This is a genomic window from Streptosporangium heterodermiicola (assembly GCF_051390675.1).
Lineage (GTDB): Bacteria > Actinomycetota > Actinomycetes > Streptosporangiales > Streptosporangiaceae > Streptosporangium.
Genome location: NZ_JBPJSR010000013.1, coordinates 18649 through 44351 on the forward strand (window position 1 = coordinate 18649; position 25703 = coordinate 44351).

Consider the following 25703-nt stretch of genomic DNA (forward strand, 5'->3'; position numbering starts at 1 on the left):
TGTCTTCGGGCGGTGGCCGGGCTTCTCATTCGGTTATGAGACTCTCGTGAGCTTCCACTGCTGGTTGGTGCCGTTGTTGCAGGTGTACTGGCCGAGCTGCGTGCCGTCGACGGTCGAGAAGGCGGGCACCTCAAGACAGAGACCGCTGGCGACCGAGGTGATCGTCCAGTTGCCGCCGGCCGCGGCGGTGAACCTCCACTGCTGGTTGGCGTCGGTGTGGCAGGTCCACTGGATGACCAGCCCGTTCGCGCCGTTCAGGTCCAGGCACTTGCCGCTCTCGACCCCGGTGAGGGTGAAGGCGCCGCCGGTCGCGGCGGTGAGCCTCCACTGCTGGTTGGCGGCGCCGCTGGTCGGCCACTGGACCACCTTGGCGCCGTCGGCGGTGGAGTGGGCGTCGACGTCGGCCGTCTTGGAGCTGTGCGCGGCGGTCAGTGTGTAGACGCCGCCGGCCACCGGCCCGCCCCCGCCGCCGTTCCCGACGCCCTGCCCGTTCAGGGTGAGGGAGTCGAGGTCGAACTGGTTGGCTGTCGGGTGCTTGAACACCAGGAACAGCGGGTGGCTGCCCGACAGCGACGACACGGCGGTGGCGGCCGTCTGCTGGTAGGTGTCCCAGCCTCCGGTGTTCTGTACCGGTGTGGTGGACAGCAGCTGCCCGGTGGGCGAGTCGGCGCGCAGCTCGATGGAACCGCCGCCCACGGGCGAGGACACCCGGTAGGACACCGAGGTGATCCCCTGGACGCTCATCGGCGCGAAGGAGATCCAGTCGTTGTTGGAGATGTCGCCGACGCGCTTGCCGGCCTGCGCACCGGCCTGGTCGACGACCCGGACCCCGGACGAGCCGGTGAAGTACTCGGCCTGCTTCTGGCGGGGCTGCAGGATCAGGTTCGCGGTGTGGGACAGGCCGCCGTTGTCGGTGTAGGTCGCGGTCAGGACGTAGAAGGTGTTGGCGTCGGCGTCGTGCCCGGAGTTCGTGGTCACCACGGTCCCCGAGCAGCCGGTGAACTGGCCGGTGTCATGGCTGTGGGTGTCGTGGCCGAGCGCCGTGACCACCCTGACCTTGGAACAGTCGATCGTGCCGTCCTCGGGATCGGTGACGGTCACCGTGTAGGGGACCGAGTCGCCGAAGGTGATGGCTCCGCCGTCGGGCGGCGAGCCGAACCGCACGACGGGCGCGGTGTTGCCGACCGTGATCGGCACCGTCGCCGAGCCGCTCTTGCCCGACGAGTCGGTGATCGTGAGCCGCGCGGTGAAGGTGCCGTTGGCGGTGTAGGTGAAGACGGGGTTCGCCGCGGTGGAGTCGGTCGAGCCGTTGCTGGTGAAGTCCCACGCGTAGGTGAACGGGTCCCCGTCCGGGTCCGCCGAGCCCGCCGAGGAGAACTGGACGCGCAGCGGCGCCTGACCCGAGGTGGGCGTCCCGCTCGCCTTGGCGACCGGGGAGCGCGAGCCGTTGATGTAGTCGATGCGGTAGACGCCGTCGTCGGTGTTGGTGCCGCCGTAGCCCGAACCCCACTCGACCAGATACAGGGCGCCGTCGGGGCCGTACTTCATGTGCATCGGCGAGTCGAAGCCGAGGTTGGACAGGAAGCGGTTGGTCTTCAGCATGTTGCCACTGCCGTCGAGGCGCATCTCCATCAGGTAGTTGCGGCTCCACTCGAAGAAGAGCGGGGTGTCGTCGAAGTAGGCGGGGAACTTGGTGTCGGAGGGGTTGGCGGCGTCGTAGTGGTAGAAGGGCCCGCCCATCGGGGCCGCGCCGCCGCCAGTGCCCATCTCCGGCCATTCCGGTACCAGGTGGTAGTTGTACCAGACGGTGGCGGTCTTGATCGCGGGCAGGTTCGTCAGGCCCGTGTTGTTGGGCGAGTTGTTCACCGGCGCCGCGCAGTTGAACTTCGGCCCCGAGGTGGAGGTGGCGAAGTTGTAGTCGTTGAAGGGGATGTTGTTGCCGACGCAGTACGGCCAGCCGTAGAAGCCGGGCGACTTGATCAGGTTCCACTCCACGGTGCCCTCGGGCCCGCGGTTGGCGTTGGCCGCTCCGGCGTCGGGGCCGTAGTCGGCCGAGGAGATCCAGCCGGTCTCCGAATCCACGGCGAACCTGAACGGGTTGCGGAAGCCCATCGCGTAGATCTCCGGGCGGGTCTGCGCGGTGCCCGGCGCGAACATGTTGCCCGAGGGGATCGTGTAGGTGCCGTTGCTCTCGGGGTGGATCCGCAGGATCTTGCCGCGCAGGTCGTTGGTGTTGGCCGAGGTGCGCTGGGCGTCGTAGTTGGCGCGGCCCGCGCGCTCGTCGATCGGCGTGTACCCGTCGGAGGCGAAGGGGTTGACGTCGTCGCCGACGCCGATGTAGAGGTTGCCGCCGGGCCCGAAGGCGAGCTGCCCGCCGGTGTGGCCGGGCTCGTCGACTCTGGTGGCCGGGATGGCCAGAATTTTCCTCTCGCTGGCCAGATCCAGGCTGTCACCGGCGCTGTTGAGGGTGAACCGGGAGACCTGGTTGATCGCCGCCGAACCGGTAGGGGAATAGTTGAGGTAGACCCAGCGGTTGGTCGCGAAGCCCGGGTCGAGAACCAGGCCGATCAGCCCGTCCTCGCCGCCGGTGTAGACGCTCAGCGTGCCGGTGGTCACGATCTGGCCGTTGCTCTTGCGGATCAGCATGAGCTTGCCGGAGCGGGTGATGTAGTAGACGTCGCCGTTGGCGGCGATGTCGATGCCCATCGGCTGGTCGGGGGCGCTGTCGAGGGTGACCTTCTGGAACCGGTTCCACACGGTGCCGCCGCAGTCGCCCGCGGCGTTGCCGGCCGCCCACTTGACGCCGCCGAGCACGTGCTGGCGGAAGTTGGCCTCGCTGTAGGAGGCGTTCTCGTGGCCCATCGCGGTCGCCCACACGCGCCCGCCCTCGGCGTTGCGGCACCAGGAGATCGGGTGGTCGGCGCCCATCTTGCTGCCGCCGGCGTCGTAGGTGCTCTCGTCGGCGGTGACCAGGACGTGGACGTCGCCGCGCATGTTCTTGCTGAAGTTGTACCACTCCTCGGTACGGACCCAGCGGTCGGGCAGGCCCGCGGTGGAGGGGTGCTTCTTGTCCAGGACCTTGGCGGTGCCCTGCACCGTGCTGGAGTGCGCGGTCATGTGCGCGCCGCCCAGGACGAGCTGGTCCCACCAGGGGAACTGGGCCTCGATGTTCATGTCCGTGGTGTTGTGGATCGCCACGATCCCGCCGCCGTCGTTGACGAACTTCTGGGTGGCCTGACGCTGGGCCTCGTTGTCCCAGACCATGCCGGAGTTCTGCAGCATGATGATCGCGTCGAAGCCGGCCAGGTTCGCGTCGTTGAGCGAGCTGGAGTTCGCGGACTGGACGACCTCGAAGTCGTTGGCGGCGGCGAGCTGCTGGACCATCGTGATGCCGGACGGGATCGAGCCGTGCACGTAGTCGGCGGTCTCGGTGAACAGCAGCACCCGGAAGGCCGCCGCCGCCTTGGCGGTGGCCTGGGCGTGAGTCAGGCCTGCGGATAACAGCAGGAGTGGGACGAGGACGAGTGCGAACACTCGGCGCATGGGATCTCCGAGGGGGTGAGATGAGGCGTTCGGAAACGGGCCGAGCCACTCCGATGACAGGCTCGGCAGGCGGGTGGGAGTCAGAGGGTTCGCAGGAAGGCGAGCCCTTCGGTGGCCAGGGCGTCCTGGCTGGGAGCGAGCGGCCGCCAGATGGAGGCCCCGGTGGCGATGGCTTGGTTTTCTGCGGTGAAGGACTCGATGACGAGCGGTCCGGTATAGCGGGCTTCGCGCAGCGCGGTGGCGAAGGCGGGCCAGGCGAACTGGTCGGCGCCCGGCGCGCCTCTGTCGGTGCCGCACACCTGCACGTGCGCGATCCGCCCGGCGGCGGCCCGTACGGCCGCCGCCGGATCCTTCTCCTCGATGTTGAGGTGGTAGCTGTCCAGGGCCAGTCCGCAGCCCTCGTCCGGCAGCCCGTCGAGCGCCTCCAGCGCCTGCTCAACCGTGTTGATCAAACTGGTCTCGTAGCGGTTGAGCGGTTCGACGCCGATCCGCACCCCGCGCCCGGCGGCGTAATCAGCCACCGGACGCAGGTTGTCGCGCAGCTCGGCGTACAGGGCGCGACGTTCGTCCGGTGAGACGCGCCAGGTGCGGCCGACGGAGGCGTAGGCGGGTCCGCCGATGACCGGTGAGCCCACCGTGACGGCCGCGTCCACGCAGGCACGCAGGTAGTCCTGCGTGTCGGCGACGGTCTGGGCGGAGGCCGCGACCAGTTCCCTGCCCGGCGGCATGACCAGGGCCACGGACGCGCCCAGCCCCAGCTCTGCCAGGAGCGCGGCGGCCTTGTGCGGGTCCCAGTCACCGAGCCGCTCGATGGGCAGCTCGACGGCGTCGAACCCCCAGCCGGCGATTCGCGGGGCCAGCCGTATGAGTTCGTCGTCTGTCAGTGGTGACGTCCACACCCACGTGTTGACGCCGATCGGCCACATACCTGGGTCCTCCTGGAGTGACGGGGGGCGGGTTCTTCGGGGCGGGGCTAGCCCTTGCCGCCCCAGTTGGCGGGGAAGTCCGGCAGCTTCTCGCAGCCGCAGAGCGCGTAGTGCAGCGGCGGCATGTTGGGCTGGAGGTAGGTGTCCAGGTTCTCGGAAGTGATCTTGGGCTGCGGCAGCTTCCAGACCTTGGGCACCTCCTCGCCCTTGAGGATCCTCAGGGCGGCGATGATCGGGGTGCGCCACTGGTAGGTGGGGTAGGTCGGCGCGACGGCGGTGAGGCCGCCGCTCTTCCACTTGCTCAGGAAGTCCTGCTGGTCCTCGCCGACGATCGCCGGCACCGGGACCCCGGCGTCCTCGAACGCCTCGACGGCCGCCACGGCGGTCGCGCCCGCGTCCATCCACACCCCGTCGATCTTGCCGTGCCGCTGGATGTAGTCGCTCACGATGCTCTTGGTCTTGGCGGCGTCGCCGTCGGTGAACTCCACCCCGACCACGTCGAGCTGGCTCTTGTCGAAGGTGACCTTCGCCGCCGACCAGCGGGTCTCCAGCACGTCGACGCCCGGCAGGATCCGCAGCGCGAGGACCTTGCCCCCGGCCGGCACCTTCTCCACCAGGAACTCGGCGCCGTCCGCGCCGAAGGCGTAGCCGCCGATGGGGTTGATGAACGTCACCGGGCAGTCGGTGTCGACACCGCGGTCGAAGACGATCACCGGGACCTCGGGACACGCGCCCGTCACCGCGGGGGTCAGCGTCGCGGTGGTGTTCGGCGAGACGATCAGCGCGTCACAGCCCTTGCCGACCAGCTCGGCGATGTCGGAGATCTGCTTGTCGTCCTTGCCCTCCGCGTCGAGCGCGGTGAACTTCTTGATCTCCTTGTGCAGCGCCACCTCGGCCTGCATGGTCTTCCAGCCCACCTGCCGCCACGGGTTGTTCACCGCGGCGTTGGAGAAGCACAGGTTGTAGGGCCCGTCCTTCTTGTACTTGGCCGTGTCGACCATCTCCGGGGCGATGGCCTGCTCCCACGGCTTGTCCGCGGGCCCCTCCGCGCTCTGGGTACGCATGGCCAGCTGGGCGTCGTAGTCGGCCTGGACGAAGAACTTCGACTGCTCGCCGGTGTTGGGGGACGCGGCGGGTGATGACGAGGCCGCTGAGGACGGCCCCGCCGAGGACTGGGCGGTGGGCTTGTCGCTGGCGCAACCGGCGGCGAACAGCACGGTTGATATCGCGACGAGGCCGACGAACGGCCGACGATTCGGCATAGCGCTTCCTTTGATTTTCTGGGGTTGATCAGGTGCTCACGCGGAGCCGGAACGGGAAGCGCAGTGCTCCCGCCGCGACCGCCGCGATGATGATGACGCCCTGCACGGTGTACTCCAGAGCCCCGGAGATGCCGTACAGGTTGAGCAGGGTGAACAGGGCCTCCAAGGTCAACGCGCCGGCCATCGCGGCGACGACCGAGCCCCGGCCCCCGCCGAGCACCACGCCGCCGAGGACGACGGCGGTGATGGCGGAGAACTCCAGTCCCTGGCCGACCTGGGCCGAGACACCCGCGAAGCCGCCGAGCAGGATGGCCGCGACCGCCGCGGCCAGGCCGGAGATGACGAACGCGAGAATTCGCATACGGTGCACGCCGATTCCGGACAGGGCGGCGGCGCGCTCGTTGTCGCCGGTGGCCATGAGTCTCTTGCCGAAGTCGGAGCGCATCAGCGCGATCCCGGCACCGGCGACAACGACCAGGATGATGACGGACCACGGTACGGGGCCGAGGCTGCCCCGGCCGAAGGCGCGAAAGCCCTCCGACAGCGCGCCGCGAGGAGCGCCGCCCGTCCACAGGAACACCGCGCCCGACAAGATGAGCATCATGCCGAGCGTCGTGATGAAGGAGGGAACGCGCAGGGCCGTCGTGATCGCACCGTTGACCAGGCCGACGAGCAGCCCGATGGCGATCAGCAGGACAAGCACCCACCAGGTGGCGGACTCCTCCCCGTCGAGCAGGCGGGCGGCGACGACGACCTCGACCGTCACCAGCGAGCCGACCGACAGGTCGAACTCGCCCGAGACGATGACGAAGTACTGTCCGGCCGCCAAGATCACCAGGGGTGCGGCCCGCTTGAGGAAGGCCAGGAACCCGGCGGGCTCCAGGAAGAACGGGTTGGCGGCTGCGATCGCGACCAGCAGTACCGTCAGGACCGCGAGGATCGGGAGCGTTCTTCTCATGCCGTTCCCTTCTTCCTGCTGCGGCGGGCGTAGACGGCGACGGCGACCACGATCACGACGCCTCTGACCACGTCCTTGAAGAAGGAGTTCACCTCAAGCTGGTTGAAGACGCTGTCGAGCACGGCCAGCAGGAGCACGCCGCCGACGGTCCCGGCGATCCCGCCCTTGCCGCCGGCCAGTGCGGTGCCGCCGAGCACGACCGCGGCGATCGACTCCAGGTCGTAGCCGCCGTCGGTGCCGACCGTGGGCGCGCCCGCGCCCAGCCTGCTGGCCAGCAGCAGGCCGGCGACGCCCGCGCACAGTGAGCACAGGATGTGGGTGATCACCACGACCCTGCTGGTACGCACTCCCGACAGCCGGGCCACGTCGGGGTCGCCACCGACCGCGTAGATTCGGTAGCCCAGGGGGGTCCGGCGCAGCAGGAACCAGGCGGCCACCGCGACGGCGACCCAGAGCAACGCCGAGACGGGCACGGGGCCGAGGCGGTCGTAGCCCAGACGCTGGAACGAATCCGGCACGCTGCCCGCCGGTCCGTCGTAGAGGTGGTCGATGATGCCTTTGAGGATGAGCGCGGTGCCCAGCGTGGCGATGAACGCGTGTACCTGTAGGCGGGTGATGACCAGGCCGTTGACCAACCCCACGAGGGCACTGACGCCGAGCACGGCGAGGATGGCCGGTACGACGGCGCCGTCCTGGCCCGCCATGATCTCGGCTGCGACCAGCGACCCGAGGCTGATCAGGTAGGCGACGGACAGGTCCAGCGACCCGACGAGGATCGCCAGGGTCTGCCCCACGGCGACGATGCCCAGCGCGGCCGAGCGCTGCTGGATGCCGACGACGGTCTCCATCGTGAGGAAGTTTCCGCCGTCGACAGCGACCAGTCCCCAGCCGATGGCGATCACGGCGATGAGCGCGAGGTAGACGACCCTGGTCGGATTGATCTCCGTGAAACTGCGCCGCAGGCCGCTGTGCCTCGGCCTCGCGCCGCTCTGCGGGGGCGCTGGCTCGGGAGCCGCCGAAGCCGGGTGCACCGGGGAGGGGATCTGGCCGCTCATGCGGCCTCCTCGCTCGCCGCCACGTGCATGATGGCCTCCTCGGACACGCCGGCCGGTAGCTCGCCCGCGATACGGCCGTCTCGCATGACGATGATCCGGTCACTCATCCCGATGAGCTCGGGCAGTTCCGAAGAGATCATCATGATGGCCATGCCGTCCCGGGCGAACTGCCGCATCAGGTCGTGGATGGCGGCCTTCGCACCGACGTCCACGCCCCGGGTCGGCTCGTCGAACAGCAGCACCTTGGGGTTGACCGTCATCCATTTGGCCAGCACGACCTTTTGCTGGTTGCCGCCGGACAGGTAGCGCACCTCACGCTCGGGGTCGGGCGGTGACAGTCGTACCGACTCCAGAAGCGCGCGCAGCCCGCTGCGCGAGGCCCGCCCCGCCGGAGTACGCGCGGCGGAGGTGCGCGCCACCAGCAGCGCGTTGTCTCCCGCCGACTGCCGCAGCGCCAGCCCTTCGGCCTTGCGGTCCTCGGTGACCAGCCCGATCCCGGCGGCCACGGCCTGGCGGACCGTCCGCGGCCTGCAGGGAGTCATCTCACCCGAGGCGAACGGCTCCGCCCCGAAGATCGCCTTGGCCAGCTCGGTGCGGCCCGAGCCCTGCAGGCCCGCCACCCCGACGATCTCCCCGGCTCTCAGCTCCACGTCTATGCCGCTGAGCTTCTCGTTTCCGCCGCCGCGCACGCTCAGGCGTACCTCACCGATTTCCGTGGGTGTGGCGCGAGGCGGGAAGTAGTCGTTGAGCTCTCGGCCGACCATGAGCTTGACCAGCTCGGTCGGACCAACGTCGGAGGTGGCGACCGTGGTGACGCGGGTGCCGTCCTTGAGCACGGTGACCCGCTGGGACAGGTCGAACACCTCGCGCATGCGGTGGGAGATGTAGAGGATGGCGATGCCGCGCTCGCGCAGGCGGTGGATCAGGGAGTAGAGGAGTTCGACCTCGTGCTCGGCCAGCGAGGCGGTGGGCTCGTCCATCACGATGATGCGGGCGTCGACCGAGAGGGCCTTGACGATCTCGACGACCTGCTGCTGGGCGACGCTCAGGCGGCGCACGGCGTCGCGGGCGCCGAAGGAGGTCTCGCCGAGCCCTGCCAGCAGCCGCTCGGTCTCCGCCTCCATCTTCGCGCGGTCCACCAGGCCCCGCCGTACCGGCTCGCGCCCGAGGAAGACGTTCTCGGCGACCGAGCGCTCAGGCAGGAGGTTGAACTCCTGATAGATGATCGCCACACCGGACCGCTGCGCGTCGAGAGGATGGCCGAACGAGACCGGCTTGCCGTCGATCGCGATCGTCCCGGCGTCGGGGACGTGCACCCCGGCGAGGATCTTCATCAGCGTCGACTTCCCCGCACCGTTCTCGCCGACGACGGCGTGTACCTGTCCCGCCTCGACGTCGAGATCGACGTCGGTCAGCACACGCACACCGAAGAAGCTCTTGCCGACCCCCCGCATTTCCAGAAGCCTCACGCGGGGTGCACCTCCACCCACGAGTGGGTGCGGGCCGAGGTGAGCACGGAGTCGCAGATGTGAGCAGCCCTCGCGCCGTCGTCGAAGGTCGGCAGTCCCTCAGGGCGCTCTCCCCGCACCGATGCGTAGCTGTCGGCCGTGAACGCGTCGAAACAGTCGTGATAGCCCTGGGCGTGCCCGGCGGGCAGGGGGGAGTAGCGGCGGGCCGGGACCGACAGGGTCTGCGGGTCACGCACCAGCAGCTCCGACCCTCCTCTGCGTCCTAACCAGAGCGTTTCCGGTTGTTCCTGATCGAAGGCGACGCTCGCCTCACTGCCCGAGATCTCCAAAAACAGCCGGTTCTTGCGGCCTGGCGATACCTGGCTGACCGCCATCGTGCCCAGCGCGCCTCCCGCTGTCCTGAACTGCACGGTCGCCACGTCCTCGGTGCGCACGTCCGCCCTTCCGGCCCTGACGGGCACCGCCACCGCCGTCTGCGCCGACACCGCGGCGATCCGGTCACCGGTGATGAACTCCACCAGGTCGCACCAGTGCGAGCCGATGTCGGCGAAGGTGCGGCTGGGCCCGCCCAGGTCGGGATCCACCCGCCAGTTGTCATCATCCGGGCCGAGCAACCAGTCCTGCAGGTAGCTGCCCTGGATGAGGTTGACCTGGCCGATATGGCCTTCGGCGACGCGCTGCCTGGCCTCTCTGACCATCGGGTGGAACCGGTAGACGAACGGCACGGTCGCCGTACGCGCGCTCTGCGCGGCACGGGCGGCCATCAGCGCAGCGGTGTCGGAGTCGGTCGCAAGCGGCTTCTCGCAGATGACGTGCAGCCCGGCCTCCAGCGCCTTGATCGTGATCGAGGCGTGCAGGTGGTTGGGGGTGCAAACGTGCAGGACGTCGAGTTCACCGGACTCGATAAGGTCCTCCGGCGAGGGGAAGACCCGCTCGGCGAGCCGGGCGGCGTAGGTCTGCGCCGCCCGTTCAGGGGTCGAGCCGACCACGCCGACGATGTGGGCGCCGGCGAGCCGGGCGGCTCGGGCGTGGACGCTGCCTATGAAACCCGTTCCAACGATCCCCACCCGAAGCTGGGACACATCCGTCGGTGTGTGGCCTATTTCCTCCATGTTTCGGGATCGTAAGGAGGTCTTATGACGGCGGTCAAGCAAAAGTATGATTTTAAATGTTAAAGTTAGGCCGACAGCTGACCGAAATGGTTCACTTTTCGACCGAAGGGCTGGTCTGGCCCGGGGTGTGCCCCACGATGCGGGAACCGGAGCTGACGCGCCGCTGTCCGTCTCCAGAACATGCCGCTGACCTGTGGCTTCTCGTTCGCGTGGACTGCTTGTGGCACAGGGGACACGGGCGGGGTTCGACGAGCCGCCGACTCTCGTCCCCCTCGATGACTTTCTGGCCCCCGGCAACCCTTCGTAGTCGCCGGAGGCGTAACGACTCCGCGGGCGTCCAGCGGCCGTCGCGGGCCTGGCGGCGGTTTCGCCGTCGTAGCCGGGCGTGCGAGCATCCATGGGCGCTGTTGCCCACGGGACGGGTGGGCGGCTCGCCGGGAGCATCTTGATCCGTCGACAACGCCAAGACTGCTCAGGATTCGTGGGTCGCGGTCGGGTTCGGGGGCTGGTTCAAGCTGTGGTCGGGGAGCGGGCAATGCCGGAACTCGCCGATCGGATTCGGTCAGATTCAGTCCCCAGCTATCTTGACTTCGGACGGCGTAAATGTAAAGTTTCTTTCGAGAGAGCGCTCTCACGCAGTCTCTGCCCAAAGAGCTACCGCAAGGTTCACCGAAATTCCCCAGGCCGAAAGCCGCTGACCAGGCAGAACGCCTGTCGACACTTCATGAACGGTGGGCCGCCCCAAATCCGGCGGCGTGCCACTCTCCCCGATTGGCAAGCAGAGTCCCGTCAACCCTCCGCCCGCACACCGATCAACAACCAGGACGGTGTAGAGCCGCCGGTTCCCGGCCTCACCTCCGCACCGTGTCTTCCGGGCGCGGCGTCGAAGATCGCCAGGCGCCCTTGAAGGCCAGCGCGGAAACCAGGAACAGACCCTGACCGATCAGGGCGACCATCAGCCAGGCCTCCCACCCGTAGACGCCCGCGACCTGGGTGGCGACCAGGAGGAGCACCACGATCATCACCCGGACGGCCAACCCCCACAGACCCAGTGCCGCGCCCTGCAGACTGGGGTCCACATCCTCGGCGTCCTCGGAGAAACTCGCCATCCAGGGCACGTAGGCGACGCCCATGAACAGGTAGAGCCCGGCATAGACGGCCGCGATGTGGCCGAAACCGGCGTCGCCGCCGATGAGGGTGATGTAGTAGGCCAGGACGACGGCGGTGCCGATGGTGCCGGCCACGATGAACGGCTTGCGCAGCTGCAGCCGGTCGGAGATCCGGCCGATCACGACCACGGTCAGCGCGTTGAGGATGACGCCCAGCGCGGTGACCAGGTTGGCCTGCGCGGCGGTCAGGCCGAAGGCCGTCACCAGGATGGCGACACTGAAGATGGTGAAGGTCCAGTACAAGACGCTCCAGGCGGTGTTGCCCAGCACGTGCGCCCACAGGTGAGGGTGCTTGAGCAGTTCCCGGACCTTTCCTGGATCGAGTTTCCCTTCAGCGGCGGCGGCGTTCTCCTCGGCCATGACCCGGTTGCGCAGCGCCGCCGACGGTTCCGCGATCTGCCAGATCACCACGGCGCACAGTGCCAGCGAGACGCAGCCCATGATGATCGCCTGCGGTTGCCAGGCGTTGTCGAACAGTGGCAGCGTGAGCCCGGCGATGGCCGAGGCGAGGAAGGCCGCGCCGACCGGTCCCCAGGTCCAGAAGGCGAAGGCCTGGGCGCGCCCCAGCCGGGGGGAGAAGTCACGGACCAGGCTGGCGGTGATGCTGATGCCGGCGCCCTCGATGAACAGCATCAGGCACCTGACCCAGAAAAGCCCCGTGACACTGTCGACGGTGGCCAGCAGGAAGTTGCAGGCGGCGGTCACGGTCAGGGTCGGCACCAGGATCGAGATGCGCCCCCACCTGTCGCTGAGGATTCCGCCGAATCCAGCTGAGAGGCCGCCGACCAGGACCGAGACGGCACTGATCAGCCCGTAGGTCTGCAGGGACATGTTCAGGTCGACGAGCAGCAACGGCAGGATCGTGGAGAGCGTGGTCTCGAAGTTGGCGATCAGACTGGCCAGCACGGCGATGGTCAGCAGCCAGATCCGGCGCCGGCCGGTGGGGTAGACGGTGAGCTCGCGAACATAGAACGGTTTCATGGTGAACTCCACACCTGCGCGCCGTACGGCGGCCATGTAGGTGACGGGGGTGTCCTCCAGGCCAGGGCGAGGAGGTGGCGATACGTCAGCCCACGCGGGGCATCGACGGCTCGGGGGCCGATCGTGTGACGGGGACCTTTCGATCACGTGCCTTCGGGCCGCCCGCGCCGGAGAGCCGCGGGGTCCTCCCGGAGCCGCGCGCCGGCGAACGCCGCCTGGACCACCGCCTGCGCGACCTACCCGTACGGCGGCGCGAACGCCTCGATCAGGTCCTGCTGTTCCCGGATGAACACCCCGCGCGGGTCGGAGAACTCGCGGAAGCCCTCGGCGCCGTGGTGTCGGCCGGAGCCACTGTTGCCGATGCCGCCGAAGGGCAGTGAGGCCGGCGCGCCGTGAACGGCTGCGGTGTTCACGCACGCCCCACCGGAGGTCGTACGGAGGTCGTACGGCGCGGCACGTCCGTGGCGACGACCTTGTCCTTGGCGAACACGCAGAGCGCCAGTGGCCGCTCACCTGCGGTGACCCGGTCGCCGGCCGCGAGCATCTCGACCAGCGGCCCCACCGGCAGGTCGAAGGGAAAGTTCCACGTGGTTTCGCTCACTCATACCGCCTCCGCCCGCACGGGCATGGGCCACGCATGTAACGGACCTGTAAGTAACAGGCCTGTAAGTGACGGCACTGTAACATCGATGTCCATGACCTCACCAGGGCGAACTTCTGGCCGGATGACCGCAGCCGCGCGTCGTGATCAGCTGCTCGACATCGTCAGGGACCTGGCCGGTGAGCAGACCTTCCACGAGGTGTCGGTCGAGGCCGTGGCGCGCCGGGCCGGGATCACGCGGGCGCTGGTCTATCAGCACTTCGAGGATCTGCAGGCGCTGCTGGAGGCCGCCGTCGAGCGTGAGACCAGCCGGGCGCTGGCCCAGGTATCGGAGACGACACTGCGCGCCCTGAACGAAGGGGATCCGCTGGAGCTCATGCTGGAGAGCCTGCGCGCCTATCTGCACGCCGTGCACAGCCACCCGGGCACCTGGCGCCTGGTCCTCATGCCCCCCGAAGGTGCGCCCCGGAGCCTGCACAAGCGCATCGCCAAGGGACGCGCCACGGTGCTCGCCCGGCTGATCCAGGCGGTACGGCCGACGTTGGCGACCGCCCCCCAGGCACCGGACGCGGAACTCACCGCCAGGGTGCTGTCGGCGATCTCGGATGAGTACGCGCGCCTGGTCCTTACCGACCCGCTCCGCTTCCCCCCGGACCGACTGTTGGAACACGCGCGCCGATGGCTGTCTTACATGTGGATCGAACGCCCATAGGGCTCTCCCCGCCAACAAAGGAGCAGATCGTGAGCTCGTCCTGGCGAAAGGAAGGCAATGGCCTGCTGACAGAGGACCGCAAGCCCAAGGCCGGCTCCGAGACCATCGTCGAGATCATCCAGGGCCGTTACGACATCCGGACGTGTTGACTCAGACCTCGGGGAGTCGGCCCGTTTTTCGGATGTTCCCCCGTGGGGCGGCGGTCATGGAAAACGCGCCAGCATTCACACACGGTGCCCCCTCGGCTGCTGACACATCCGAGGTGATGGGCGCGACGAGGATCCTGCGGAATCCCCCTGCGCAGAGGCTGTACATGTCTCTGCGGCAACCCAACCGGCTGCCAGGCCGTGACGGAACCGAGATTTCAGTCACCTTGACATGCCTGTCGGAGAGGGTTTAACTCTGATCGGACTTGTTGGATTATGTTCATAAATCTCCAGCCAATGTGCCAACTTTGGAGGTAATATGTCCAATCGTGTCGTATCCGGGTCTGCCGCCCTCTCCGGATCGTTCACCAACCGCCGTTCCGTGCTCAAAGGCCTCGCGCTCGCCGTCGGCGCGACGGCATTACCCGCTGGTCTCGTCACCGCGTGTGGCAACTCTCCTGGCGCATCCAGCACGCCCGCAAGTGGCGCGAGCGGTGGTGCGACCACGGTCACCTTCGGCTCGAACTATTCCGACCCGGCTCCCAAGGCGGCGTTCGAGGCGCTCTCGAAGAGTGCCGGCCAGAAGGTCGGGGCGACCATCGCGATCAACACGGTCGACCACAACACGTTCCAGAACAACATCAACTCCTACCTGCAAGGGACGCCGGACACTCTGTTCACCTGGTTCGCGGGCTACCGCATGCAGTTCTTCGCCCAGCAGGGACTCATCGCGCCCATCGACGATGTGTGGGCGAAGATCGGGAATAATTTCGGCCCGGCGGCGCAGTCGCTGTCGAAAGGGAGCGACGGGCATTACTACTTCGTCCCAATCTACAATTATCCGTGGGTCGTCTTCTTCAACAAAAGCACCTTCGAAGAGAAGGGCTACGAGGTGCCGAAGACCTGGGACGCCTATCTGACGCTGCTCAAGAAGATGAAGGGCGACGGTCTCACGCCGCTGGCCTTCGCCGACAAGGACGGTTGGCCGGCGCTCGGCACCTTCGACATTCTCAACCTACGGATCAACGGATACGACTTTCACATCCAGCTCATGAAGCACCAGGTTCCGTGGACGGACCCGCGGATCACCCAGGTGTTCCAGCAGTGGGCCGAGATCCTCCCCTATTGCCAGCCCGGGGCCACCGGTCGCATCTGGCAGGACGCGGTGAAGGCGCTGGAGAGTAAGCAGGCCGGCTTGATGTTCCAAGGCACCAACCAGGTGGCCGCTCAGTATGTCACCGATGGCAAGGATCTATCCGATCTCGACTTCTTCCCCTTCCCGGAGATCAACCCGCAATTCGGCCAGGACTACATGGATGCGCCGACCGACGGGTTCTGCCTGGCGAAGAACGCCAAGGAGGACACGGTGGCGGCGGGTAAGAAGGTGCTGGAGTACCTCGGCACCGCCGAGGCCGAGGCCACCTTCCTCAAGACCGATCAGTGGGACGTGGCTGTCGCCCAGGGCGCCACAATCCCGACGTACAACGCAATCCAAAAGAAATCAGCGGAAGTCATCTCCTCGTGCAAGGCGGTGTCACAGTTCATGGACCGCGATACCGACCCAGGATTCGCCAGCAACGTGATGATCCCGTCCATCCAGAAGTTCATCAACGATCCCAGTATCGGAGGCATCAAATCGCTGCAGGCCAGCATCGAGGCGCAGGCGAAGACAATCTTCACGAACTGATGGCCGTACAGTCACCCCGCCGAGCGCGGGGCCTGCCCCCGCGCGACCGGCTGTTGGTCGCCCTGATGCTCGGCATCCCGTTGCTGGCCGTTCTGACGTTTGTCTGGCTTCCCGCGCTGTTGTCAATGGTGCTGTCGTTCACCCGCTGGAACGGTATCGGCGGACCCGACCAGATCACACCCTACGGCGTGGAGAACTACCGCATCGCGGCGACGGTCGACCCGCAGTTCTGGCCGGCCGTACAGCACAACATCGTCTGGCTGCTGGTGTTCGTCTGCTTCGCGACGCCGCTCGGCATGCTGTTCGCGGTCATCATCGACCGCAACATCCAGGGCAGCCGCATCTATCAGAGCGCGCTCTTCCTGCCGGTGATGCTCTCGCTCGCCCTGATCGGGATCATCTGGGAACTCATCTACTCACCCAACTACGGGCTCATCAACACGATCATCGGCCGCAATCGCGATAACAACCTGGTGAACTGGCTCGGCGATCCCGATCTCAATCTCTGGGCTGTCCTCGTCGAGGCCAGCTGGCGACAGGCCGGATACGTGATGATCCTTTACCTGGCCGGACTCAAGGCGGTCGACCCGTCCCTCCGCGAAGCGGCCCTGATCGACGGGTCCAACGCCTGGCAGACGTTCTTCCGGGTGATCTTCCCTGTGTTGAAGCCGATCAACGTCGTCATCCTGGTGGTGACAGTGATCGAGTCCCTGCGCGCCTATGACCTGGTCTACGTCAACAGTCACGGCCCGGTGCTGCCCGGCCTGGAATTGCTGTCGATCCTGATCACCCAGAACATCCTTGGTGAGCAGACCCGCATCGGGTACGGCTCCGCTCTCGGAGTCGTGTTGCTGCTCCTTTCGCTGATTCCCATCTCGGTGTTCCTGTACCAAACCTTCCGGCGAGAGGAGCGGCCGTGATGGCACACGTCGAATCCACCCCGGCAGGCCTGACGGCCGTGGCAGGCCGGAGAAAGGCGGGGGCCGCACGCCGCCCCGCCCAGGTCGCGGCGCTCGTCTTCATGATCACGATGACCGTGCTATGGCTGATCCCGATCCTCTTCGCGCTGTACGTGTCCCTTCGCCCGGTAGAGGAGACGGCCGAGAGCGGCTACTTCTCGCTCCCGCACCGGCTCACACTGGACAACTTCACCTCCGCGTGGACCCAGTCGGACATGCAGCAATACTTCCTGAACTCAGTGATCATCACGGTTCCCGCCGTGCTCATCACGCTGCTGTTCGCCTCATCCGCGGCGTTCGTGTTATCTCGGGTACGTCTGCGGTACACCCTGACCCTGCTGGTCCTGTTCACCGCCGGCAACCTCCTCCCGCAACAGGTGATCATCACTCCGCTCTACCGGCTGTACCTGCTCATCCCGGTGCCGGAGTTCATCAGCGAGAACGGTCTGCTCTACAACTCCCATGCCGGCCTGATATTGATCAACGTCTGCTTCCAGCTGGGCTTCTGCGTGTTCGTGCTGAGTAATTACATGAAGTCGATCCCGCACGAGATCTACGAGGCGGCCATGGTGGACGGGGCCTCCCTGTGGACGCGCTACTGGAGGCTGACCCTGCCTCTGTGCCGTCCGGCGCTGGCGGCCCTCGCGACGCTGCTGACCACTTGGATCTACAACGACTTCTTCTGGGCCACCGTGCTGATCCAGCGAGGCGACAAGCGGCCCATCACCTCGGCGCTGGCCAACCTTCAGGGGCAGTTCGTCAGCAACCAGAACATGATCGCGGCGGCCGCCCTCATCGCGGCGATCCCAACTCTGATCGTGTACATACTTCTGCAGAAGCAGTTCATCGCCGGCCTGGCCTTGGGCTCCACCAAGGGCTGAACACGTGGCCCGCGGCCCGTAAGCGGTGGAAAAGGGCAGCCTTCAGCTCCTCATGGTGGAATCCGTGTTCTCGTCCGAACCGGTGCTCTCCTGCCCCCATCGTGACTGCACGCAATCCAACTCTTACGCGCATATTGACATCACGTAACATGTTCGGTTTTGATGTTGTTTGTTGGATGGATTTGGTTTAGCTCCTCTTGCTAGAGGACCCACATCTGGCGCCGTAAGGACAAGCCTTACAACCTCCAAAACAGCGCCGCCTGCGTCAGCTGGGTCACGTGCTCAAGCTCGGTGACCATGAGCCGGCACGACACGGCGTGGCTGAGAGGATCAGCATGCTAGGAAGATTCAGGCGGCCAGGTGCCCTCGCGATCGGACTCGCAATCGCAGCCGGACCGGTGAAGCCGGCGACCGTGCCCGCGCGAGCCGAGTCCAACGGCACGGCCGCTCGGCACCGGTCGGTGCGCTGGTCACCGGTGAAGGCACATCCGTGAAGCCGGAACAGGCGGAGCGCCGGACATTCGACAGGCGGCCACAGCCCCGGCAAAGGCTCTGACCGTAAGTAACCGCGACGAAATTCCACCGCTGACAGTCGCAATCCATCACGATGCCGGCGCGATCGACAACCGGGCATCTCCATCGATCACCGGTCGCTCCACCACCCAGTCGCGCCATGCCGACCTGTCGGTGAGGCGTGGCGCCTACACCCGTCCGATCCCCCTAAGGACACGAACATGCGCCATGGCGAACTGCCCCTGTTCCTCCGATGTGTGTTAGCCCTGTTACTCCCGGCGGCGATCATCGTCGCCAGCCCCGCGCCCGCCGCCGCGGCCACCACCTGGACGGTCTCCGGGCCGTCCGCCAACTCACCGATCTCCGCCCAGGTGACACTGGACAACGGCGCGCTGACCTTCTCCGTGGCCAGGTCGGGCCGGACCGTGCTCTCCCCGTCCCCGATCGGTATCGTGACCTCCGCGGCCGACCTGACGAGAAACCTGACGTTCACGCAGCGCAGGGACCAGGTGGTCACCGAGTCCTACACGATGCCCACCGGTAAGCGGCGTAACCAGCAGACCGTCTACAACCAGACGACGCTGTCCTTCACCGGGACCGGCGGGGCGAGGCTGGACGTCGTGGTACGCGCGTCGAACACCGGCGCCGCCTACCGGTACGTCGTGCCCGGCAGCGGATCGGTCACCGTGCGCGGTGAGGCGTCGTCGTGGACGGTGCCCACGTCCGCCAACGCCTGGCTGGTACCGCCCCACAGCGAGGACCAAGGGGTGTGGTTCCAGTCGACCGCGGGCGCGGCCCCCGGCAACACCAACTACCGGGTTCCGCTGCTGTTCGAGGTGGGCGGCGACTTCGCCCTGCTGGCCGAGACCGATATCGACGGCCGCTACGCCGCCTCCTACCTGTCTCACCAGCCCGGGTCGGGCACCTACACGACGACGCTGGCCAGCGGAATCACGACCACTCTGCCGCTCACCACCCCCTGGCGCACCGCCGCCGTCGGTGACCTCAGGACGGTGACCGAGTCGACGATCGTCGACGACCTCGCCGTGCCGTCGAAGGTGACCGACACCTCCTGGATCAGGCCCGGCGCGGTCGCCTGGTCCTGGCTGACCGAGCACTCCAGCCCGTCGGACCAGAACCGGCAGCGGCAGTACATCGACTTCGCCCAGCGCAACGGCTGGGGCTACGTCCTGATCGACGAAGGCTGGTCCTCCAGCTGGGCGCCCGACGTGATCTCCTACGCCAGGGCCCGGAACGTTCAGGTCATCCTGTGGTTCAACTCCTCCAGCCTGCGAACGTCCCAGCAGCGCGAGCAGTGGCTTCCCCTGATCAAAAGCTGGGGAGCGGCCGGAGTGAAGGTGGACTTCAGCTACGAGTTCACCCAGCCGACCCTGCAGTGGTACGACGCCATCCTGGCCAGGACCGCCGAGCTGAAACTGATGGCCAACTTTCACGGCTCCGCCACCCCTCGCGGGATGCAGCGCACCTGGCCCCACGTCATGACGAGTGAGGCCGTCTACGGCGCCGAGCAGTTCCGCAACCGGGCGGCCTTCAACACCATCCTGCCGTTCACCCGCAACGTCATCTCCAGCATGGACTACACCCCGGTCGTGTTCAGCATGACGAGCCGGGACACCACCGACGCCCACGAACTCGCGACCGGGATCGTCTTCGAGTCCGGCTGGCAGCACTACGCGGACAACCCCGCCAGCTACGAGGCTCACCCCGAGGCGCTGCGCATCCTCAACCAGCTGCCGACCGTCTGGGACGAGACCCGGCTACTGGGCGGCCGCCCAGGTCAGGAGGCATACCTCGCGCGCCGCAACGGCGGCAGGTGGTACGTCGGCGGCATCTCGGGCCTGGCCGCGAAGACCTTCCAGTCGTCGCTGTCCTTCCTCGGAGGCGGGCAGTGGCTCGCCGAAACCGTTCGCGACGGCTCCGCCGGCACCCTGCTCAGGGAGACCAGGACCGTCACCAACACCGACACCCTGTCCGTTCCCATCGCCACCCGCGGTGGCTTCGCGACCATCCTCTGCCCCTACACGTCCGGAATGACCACCTGCGGAACCGGAAGCGAGAGCGGCGTCCTCAAAAGCCGCCAATCCGGCCTCTGCGTCGATGTTCCCAACAACAGTCAAGCCAACGGCACCGCTGTCCAACTCTGGGACTGCAATGGCGGTGGCAATCAGACCTGGACCGCCACGCCGACCAAGCAACTGACCGTATATGGCAACAAGTGTCTCGATGTCCCCAGTGGTGGGACCGCTGACGGTACCCCGGTGCAGATATATGACTGCAACGGTGGCGGTAACCAGCAGTGGAACATCAACGCCGACGGAACAGTGGTCGGGGCCGGTTCCGGCAAGTGCTTGGACGCCAGCAGAAGCGGCACCTCCAACGGCACGACTCTGGTGATCTGGACCTGCAACGGCGGCGCCAACCAGCAATGGTTCCGTGCAAGCACTCCCGGCGTCCTCAAAGGCCAGGAGTCAGGCCGATGCGTCGACGTACCCGGCGGGAATCAGGCCAACGGCACGCGCCCGGCTCTTTGGGATTGCAATGGCGGCGACAACCAGCGTTGGACCTCTACGAGGTCCAACCAGTTGCAGATCTTCGCCAACAAGTGCCTGGACGCAACAGGTGGTGCCACAACGGACGGCACCCCCGTGCAGATCTATGACTGCAACGGCTCGGCCGGCCAGCAGTGGAGGGTCCGCTTGGACGGCTCGGTCATCGGCGTCGGCTCCGGCAAGTGTCTGGATGCCTCCGATCACGGCACCGCCAACGGCACCCGGCTGGTGATCTGGACCTGTACCGGCGGTGGTAACCAGAACTGGTCCCGCTCGTAATTCGAGTGCTACTCAGAGCCCGACCCGCATCGCCCCGGCGAGCGGGTCGGGCCATTGCCGCGATTGCGGCTCTCCGATCCGCCTGGCCTGCTCGGCGGGCGACCTGTCCGGCGGCGTGGTCCACCCGGCCAAGCGCGGACGGCCCGCGTTGTATCGCTGTCGATTTCTTGCAAACTCGATCTTCATTTTTGCGGAGATTGTTGTAACGTGGGTGCCGTGTCAAGACGACTCTCAGATGTAGCCCAGTTCGCCGGTGTCAGCGTGGCCACGGTGAGCCGCGTGCTGCACGACAAGCCCGGAATCGCCCAGGCGACCAAGGACGCGGTGCTGACCGCCCTCGACGTCTTCGGGTACGAGCGCCCGAGCGGCCTGCGCAATACGCGAGGCCCGCTGGTCGGCCTGGTCCTGCCCGACCTGCAGAATCCGGTCTTCCCCGCCTTCGCGGAGCTGGTCGTCGCGGCGCTGATCAAGCATGCCCTGCTGCCGGTGCTGTGCACCCGCACCGCCGACGGGGTGTCCGAGGCGCACTACATCGAGATGCTGCTCGCCCAGCAGGTCGGCGGCATCGTCTTCATCGGCAGCAGTTACGCCGACGCCGGCCCCGAGCACTGCCGCACGCTGCGGGAACGCCGGCTGCCGATCGTCCTGATCAACGCCGCGGACGAGAACCTCGACGTGCCGCGGGTCTGCGTGGACGACGGCGTCGCCGTCGACCAGGTGCTGGGCCACCTGACGGCGATGGGGCACGAGCGGATCGGGCTGATCCTCGGGCCGGTGGGACACGTGCCCTCGGCGCGCAAGCTCGCGGCGTACGCGGCTCACGCCCAGGCGCGCGGCCACCGGGACTGGCGCGGGCTCGTCGCCCACACGCTCTTCTCGATGGAGGGCGGGGGGACCGCGGCGACACGCCTGATCAGGGAGGGGGTGACCGCGATGGTCTGTGCCAGCGACACCCTGGCGCTGGGCGCGATCCGGGCCGCGCGCAAGCAGGGCCTGAACGTCCCCGGTGACCTGTCGGTGGTCGGATTCGACGACTCGACCTTCATGAATGTCACCGATCCGCCGCTGACGACCGTACGCCAGCCGATCCAGGCGATGAGCGCCGCCGCCGTCGCGTCCCTGATGTCGCAGATCGACGGCCACGCCGTGCCCGTCGACGAGGTGCTGTTCGACCCGGAGCTGATCGTGCGCGGCTCGACGGGCCCGCGCCCGCGAGGGGACGGCCGCTGACCGGCCCACAACCTGGTCACAACGATCTTGATATCGGCGAATTGCGGGCAATCGCATGATCATCTACTGAAATTGTCAGTTTTTTGCGGTCGACCATGGACTTCCAGCCGAGTTGGTTTTACCGTTCTGGCTACACCTCGGCGCTCGAAACCCCCAGGCGACACGTCGGCAACCTTCCGTTAACCGATGGCGGCACGTGCGTTCCGCCGGCGATCCGTGCTGCCCAGGTTGATGTATGCCGGTACACGAAGGGAGCGCTTGTGATGAAACGAGCCAAGCTGGGCAAGGCGGTCGGCCTCGCCCTGACCGCCGGCATGACGATGACGGTGTCGGCGTGCGGCGGGGCCGCCCAGCAACCCGAGGCGGCGAGCGCCGGGCCGGTGACCATCACGGTCAACGGCCTGCCCCCGGCGACCGACGAGTTCAACCGCACGAGATTCGAGGACGACGTCAAGGCGTTCGAGGCCAAGAACCCGAACATCAGGATCGACGCCAAGGAGGGTCTGATGGACCCTCAGACGTTCGCCACCAAGCTGGCCGGCGGCCAGCTCGAGGACGTCTTCTACGTCTACCTCACCGACGCGCAGAACCTGATCGCCAAGCGGCAGGTCTCCGACATCAGCGCCCAGCTCGCAGGCTTCCCGGTGACCAAGGACTACAAGCCGGGCCTGATGAAGGTCTTCTCCGACGAGCAGGGCAAGGTCTACGGCCTGCCCGACGAGAACTACTCCCTCGGCCTGATCTACAACCGGAAGCTGTTCGAGAAGGCCGGGCTCGACGTGAACAAGCCCCCGGCGACCTGGGCGGAGGTCCGCGAGCAGGCCAAGAGGATCAGCGCGCTCGGCAAGGACGTCGTCGGCTACGGCGACTACAGCAAGTCCAACACCGGCGGCTGGCACTTCACCGCCGAGATCTACTCGGTCGGCGGCGACGTCGCGGTCAAGGGCGGCGACGGCTGGAAGGCCGCCTTCAACGACGACAAGGGCCGCCAGGTCCTCCAGCAGCTCAAGGACATGCGCTTCACCGACGACACCATGGGCAAGCGCCAGCTCCTGGAGTACGACGACCTGATCAAGCTGATGGCCACCGACAAGCTGGGCATGTACGTCGGCTCGACCGGCGACATGGGCAACATCGTCAACCGCTTCAAGGGCACCTTCGCCGACTACGGCCTGGGGCCCATCCCCGACGGCCAGGGCACGCTCGGCGGCGGCTCCGGCTACATGTTCAAGGCCGGGCTGGGCCCGGAGAAGATCAAGGCCGGGCTGGCCTGGCTGACGTTCAAGCGGAACCCCGACCGCATCGGGCCCGACAACGAGCGGTCGGCGGCCAAGGGAATGCCGGTCGGCCTGCCCGAGCCCAACGTGTGGACCGGCGCTTCGGAGCAGAAGCTGATCGAGGCGACCAAGAAGTACGCCAACATCCCGGCGGAGAACTTCGCGCCCTTCGCCGCCGCCATGAACTCGATCCCGGTGAAGCTGGAGCCGCCGAACGCCCAGCAGGTCTACGCCGCGCTCGACCCGGTGATGCAGAAGGTGCTCACCGACCCGGCCGCCGACGTCGGGCAGCTCCTCGCCACCGCGGAGAAGCAGGTCAACCAGATCCTGTCGTCGGTCAAGTGAGCCGGCCGCCGTGCCCCCGAAAGCTCATCCCGGGGGGCACGGGACAGCACGTCCGGAAGAGAGAAGAGAGCTGATGGCGGTCATCACCGCGAGCCGTGCCCGCCGCGGGCCGAACCCGCTGCGCCGCAGGATCGGCGACAACCTGCGGGCCTACCTGTTCCTCGCGGCCGGCCTCGCCAGCTTCGCCCTGTTCTCCTGGTATCCGCTGGTCAAGGGGGTCATCCTCAGCTTCCAGCAGGACAACCTGGTCGTCCCGCCGTACTGGGTTGGCCTGGACAACTTCCGCGCCCTGTTCGACGACCCGCTGTTCTTCACCGCCTGGCGCAACACCCTGGAGTTCACCGGACTGGCGCTGCTGTTCGGCTACGCGGTGCCGTTCGTGGTCGCCCTGGTGATCAACGAGTTCCGGCACCTCAAGGGCTACTTCCGGATCGCGGTCTATCTCCCGGTGATGCTGCCGCCCATCGTCAGCGTCCTGCTGTGGCAGTACTTCTACGACCCCGGATCGGGCCTGTTCAACTCCGTCCTGGAGACCCTGCACCTGCCCACCTCCGACTGGACCCAGTCGCCCCGGATGGCGATGATCTCGCTGGTCCTGGTGTCGACCTGGTCGAACATGGGCGGCGCCACGATCATGTATCTGGCCGGGCTGTCCACCATCCCCAGCGATCTGTACGAGGCCGCCGAACTGGACGGCGCGAGCGTATGGCAGCGGGTGCGGCACGTGACGCTGCCGCAGATGCGGTTCGTGCTCCTGGTCCTGCTGCTGTTGCAGATCGTCGCGACGATGCAGGTCTTCATCGAGCCGTATCAGCTCACCGGCACCACCAACGAAGAGACGATCACCGTGATGGTGCTGATCTACCGCTACGCCTTCACCGTCAACAACGACTTCGGGCTCGCCGCGGCGATGAGCGTGCTGCTGTTCGTCGTGCTCGCCGCCTTCTCCGCCGTCTACCTGCGGCTGACCCGCAACGCCGACTGAAGGAGGCCCGATGACCGTCACCACCCCCGTTCCGGCCCGCGGGCAGGACTCCGCGGCCACCCCGCCCACCCCCGTCCGCCCGGCACGCCGCCGGAGGCCGGGACGGACGTCCGCCACCCGCTCGCTGATCTCCGACGCCGACCTCAGCCGGGGGAGGGGACTGCTGGTCTACCGGGTCACCCTGGTGACGATGGCCGTGCTGTTCGCGCTGATCTTCATCTTCCCGCTCTACTGGATGATCACCGGCGCGATGAAGACGCCTGTCGAACTGGCCCAGCCCACCCCCACACTGATCCCGCGGACCTGGCACCCGGAGACCTACGCCGAGGCCTGGACGAAGCTGGAGATCGGCAGGTTCCTGCTCAACACCGCCTTCTACACCGTCGGCGGCTGGCTCATCCAGCTCGTCGTCGACGTCGCCGCCGCCTACTCCCTGTCCAAGCTGCGCCCGGTACTGGGCAAGCTGGTGCTCGGCATGATGCTGGCCAGCCTGATGCTCCCGGCGGCGGCGCTGCTGGTGCCCAGTTACCTCAACATCGTCGATGTGCCGATCTTCGGCGTCAACCTGCTCAACACCCCCTGGGCGCTCTGGCTGCCCGGCGCGGCCAACGCGTTCAACATCTATGTGCTCAAGCGGTTCTTCGACCAGATCCCCGGCGAGCTGCTCGACGCGGCCAGCATCGACGGGGCGGGGCGGATGCGGACGCTGTGGAGCGTCGTGCTGCCGCTGTCGCGCCCGGTCCTTTCCGTGGTGTCGATCTTCGCGATCGTCGGCGCGTGGAAGGACTTCCTCTGGCCGCTGCTGGTGCTGCCCGATCCCGGGGCGCAGACCATCAGCGTGGCGCTGAGCCGGCTGGCCTTCACCGGCTACGTGACGCAGAACGAGATGTTCGCGGCCCTGTCCATCGCGAGCATCCCCATGATCATCCTCTTCATGATCTTCCAGCGCGGCATCCTGAGCGGTCTGTCCGCCGGCGCCCTCAAGGGCTGAGCCGCCCCGGCCACCACCTCGCGTCCACCCCCCAACCCGCAAGGAGTTCGTC

The 25703-nt window shown here is 67.2% G+C and carries 19 protein-coding genes; 9 read left to right on the forward strand and 10 right to left on the reverse strand.

The features are described 5' to 3' along the window. Positions 1-33: 33 nt before the first annotated feature. The 10 genes from ACSC1Q_RS26305 to ACSC1Q_RS26350 form a co-directional block, all read right to left on the reverse strand. Complete coding sequence (locus ACSC1Q_RS26305) at positions 34-3534, reverse strand: ThuA domain-containing protein (RefSeq protein ID WP_436761349.1); 3501 nt, start codon at positions 3532-3534, stop codon at positions 34-36. Between the two features lie 89 nt (positions 3535-3623). Continuing rightward, complete coding sequence (locus tag ACSC1Q_RS26310; protein WP_436761350.1) at positions 3624-4469, reverse strand: sugar phosphate isomerase/epimerase family protein; 846 nt, start codon at positions 4467-4469, stop codon at positions 3624-3626. 47 nt (positions 4470-4516) lie between these two features. Next, entirely contained in the window at positions 4517-5731 is a 1215-nt protein-coding gene (locus tag ACSC1Q_RS26315) for a substrate-binding domain-containing protein (RefSeq protein ID WP_436761351.1), read from the reverse strand. A gap of 28 nt (positions 5732-5759) precedes the next feature. Continuing rightward, positions 5760-6689 carry an ABC transporter permease gene (locus ACSC1Q_RS26320; RefSeq protein ID WP_436761352.1) on the reverse strand — a complete coding sequence of 310 codons (930 nt, stop codon included), beginning with the start codon at positions 6687-6689 and terminating at the stop codon, positions 5760-5762. Continuing rightward, a complete protein-coding gene (locus tag ACSC1Q_RS26325) occupies positions 6686-7744 on the reverse strand; it encodes an ABC transporter permease (RefSeq protein WP_436761353.1) in 1059 nt (352 codons plus the stop codon). The genes ACSC1Q_RS26320 and ACSC1Q_RS26325 overlap by 4 nt, the downstream gene beginning before the upstream one ends. Continuing rightward, positions 7741-9213, reverse strand: a complete 1473-nt coding sequence (locus ACSC1Q_RS26330; protein WP_436761354.1) for a sugar ABC transporter ATP-binding protein — start codon at positions 9211-9213, stop codon at positions 7741-7743. Before ACSC1Q_RS26330 ends, ACSC1Q_RS26325 begins: the two co-directional genes overlap by 4 nt. Beyond that, entirely contained in the window at positions 9210-10295 is a 1086-nt protein-coding gene (locus ACSC1Q_RS26335; protein ID WP_436761355.1) for a Gfo/Idh/MocA family protein, read from the reverse strand. Before ACSC1Q_RS26335 ends, ACSC1Q_RS26330 begins: the two co-directional genes overlap by 4 nt. An 881-nt stretch (positions 10296-11176) precedes the next feature. Beyond that, the gene (locus ACSC1Q_RS26340; protein ID WP_436761356.1) at positions 11177-12475 is read right to left on the reverse strand and encodes an MFS transporter; all 1299 of its coding nucleotides are present in this window, start codon (positions 12473-12475) and stop codon (positions 11177-11179) included. A 236-nt stretch (positions 12476-12711) separates the two neighbouring features. Beyond that, on the reverse strand, positions 12712-12888 hold the full coding sequence (locus tag ACSC1Q_RS26345; RefSeq protein WP_436761357.1) for a hypothetical protein: 177 nt from the start codon (positions 12886-12888) through the stop codon (positions 12712-12714). Then, entirely contained in the window at positions 12885-13076 is a 192-nt protein-coding gene (locus tag ACSC1Q_RS26350; protein WP_436761358.1) for a hypothetical protein, read from the reverse strand. Before ACSC1Q_RS26350 ends, ACSC1Q_RS26345 begins: the two co-directional genes overlap by 4 nt. A gap of 124 nt (positions 13077-13200) precedes the next feature. Here ACSC1Q_RS26350 and ACSC1Q_RS26355 point away from each other — a divergent pair, with 124 nt between their 5' ends. From ACSC1Q_RS26355 to ACSC1Q_RS26395, 9 genes are all read left to right on the forward strand, one after another. Continuing rightward, entirely contained in the window at positions 13201-13788 is a 588-nt protein-coding gene (locus tag ACSC1Q_RS26355) for a TetR/AcrR family transcriptional regulator (protein ID WP_436761359.1), read from the forward strand. Between the two features lie 465 nt (positions 13789-14253). Beyond that, positions 14254-15621, forward strand: a complete 1368-nt coding sequence (locus tag ACSC1Q_RS26360; RefSeq protein ID WP_436761360.1) for an ABC transporter substrate-binding protein — start codon at positions 14254-14256, stop codon at positions 15619-15621. Further along, entirely contained in the window at positions 15621-16541 is a 921-nt protein-coding gene (locus tag ACSC1Q_RS26365; protein ID WP_436761361.1) for a carbohydrate ABC transporter permease, read from the forward strand. The genes ACSC1Q_RS26360 and ACSC1Q_RS26365 overlap by 1 nt, the downstream gene beginning before the upstream one ends. After that, positions 16541-17461 (forward strand): carbohydrate ABC transporter permease, encoded by a 921-nt coding sequence (locus ACSC1Q_RS26370; RefSeq protein ID WP_436761362.1) that lies wholly within the window; start codon positions 16541-16543, stop codon positions 17459-17461. The genes ACSC1Q_RS26365 and ACSC1Q_RS26370 overlap by 1 nt, the downstream gene beginning before the upstream one ends. A 770-nt stretch (positions 17462-18231) precedes the next feature. Then, complete coding sequence (locus tag ACSC1Q_RS26375; protein ID WP_436761363.1) at positions 18232-20823, forward strand: ricin-type beta-trefoil lectin domain protein; 2592 nt, start codon at positions 18232-18234, stop codon at positions 20821-20823. 216 nt (positions 20824-21039) lie between these two features. Next, the gene (locus tag ACSC1Q_RS26380; protein WP_436761364.1) at positions 21040-22053 is read left to right on the forward strand and encodes a LacI family DNA-binding transcriptional regulator; all 1014 of its coding nucleotides are present in this window, start codon (positions 21040-21042) and stop codon (positions 22051-22053) included. A 263-nt stretch (positions 22054-22316) separates the two neighbouring features. Beyond that, complete coding sequence (locus tag ACSC1Q_RS26385; protein ID WP_436761365.1) at positions 22317-23675, forward strand: ABC transporter substrate-binding protein; 1359 nt, start codon at positions 22317-22319, stop codon at positions 23673-23675. Positions 23676-23748: 73 nt separating this feature from the next. Continuing rightward, positions 23749-24660, forward strand: a complete 912-nt coding sequence (locus tag ACSC1Q_RS26390; protein WP_436761366.1) for a carbohydrate ABC transporter permease — start codon at positions 23749-23751, stop codon at positions 24658-24660. Positions 24661-24670: 10 nt separating this feature from the next. After that, complete coding sequence (locus tag ACSC1Q_RS26395) at positions 24671-25651, forward strand: carbohydrate ABC transporter permease (RefSeq protein WP_436761367.1); 981 nt, start codon at positions 24671-24673, stop codon at positions 25649-25651. The last annotated feature ends 52 nt before the right edge of the window (positions 25652-25703 follow it).

Excerpts from the sequence above, each read along its gene's own strand:
- ACSC1Q_RS26310 (WP_436761350.1), bottom strand. The coding sequence starts at position 4,469 with ATGTGGCCGATCGGCGTCAACACGTGGGTGTGGACGTCACCACTGACA.
- ACSC1Q_RS26325 (WP_436761353.1), bottom strand. The coding sequence starts at position 7,744 with ATGAGCGGCCAGATCCCCTCCCCGGTGCACCCGGCTTCGGCGGCTCCC.
- ACSC1Q_RS26340 (WP_436761356.1), bottom strand. The coding sequence starts at position 12,475 with ATGAAACCGTTCTATGTTCGCGAGCTCACCGTCTACCCCACCGGCCGG.
- ACSC1Q_RS26390 (WP_436761366.1), top strand. The coding sequence starts at position 23,749 with ATGGCGGTCATCACCGCGAGCCGTGCCCGCCGCGGGCCGAACCCGCTG.
- ACSC1Q_RS26315 (WP_436761351.1), bottom strand. The coding sequence starts at position 5,731 with ATGCCGAATCGTCGGCCGTTCGTCGGCCTCGTCGCGATATCAACCGTG.
- ACSC1Q_RS26320 (WP_436761352.1), bottom strand. The coding sequence starts at position 6,689 with ATGAGAAGAACGCTCCCGATCCTCGCGGTCCTGACGGTACTGCTGGTC.
- ACSC1Q_RS26365 (WP_436761361.1), top strand. The coding sequence starts at position 15,621 with ATGGCCGTACAGTCACCCCGCCGAGCGCGGGGCCTGCCCCCGCGCGAC.
- ACSC1Q_RS26395 (WP_436761367.1), top strand. The coding sequence starts at position 24,671 with ATGACCGTCACCACCCCCGTTCCGGCCCGCGGGCAGGACTCCGCGGCC.
- ACSC1Q_RS26355 (WP_436761359.1), top strand. The coding sequence starts at position 13,201 with ATGACCGCAGCCGCGCGTCGTGATCAGCTGCTCGACATCGTCAGGGAC.
- ACSC1Q_RS26370 (WP_436761362.1), top strand. The coding sequence starts at position 16,541 with ATGGCACACGTCGAATCCACCCCGGCAGGCCTGACGGCCGTGGCAGGC.
- ACSC1Q_RS26385 (WP_436761365.1), top strand. The coding sequence starts at position 22,317 with ATGAAACGAGCCAAGCTGGGCAAGGCGGTCGGCCTCGCCCTGACCGCC.
- ACSC1Q_RS26360 (WP_436761360.1), top strand. The coding sequence starts at position 14,254 with ATGTCCAATCGTGTCGTATCCGGGTCTGCCGCCCTCTCCGGATCGTTC.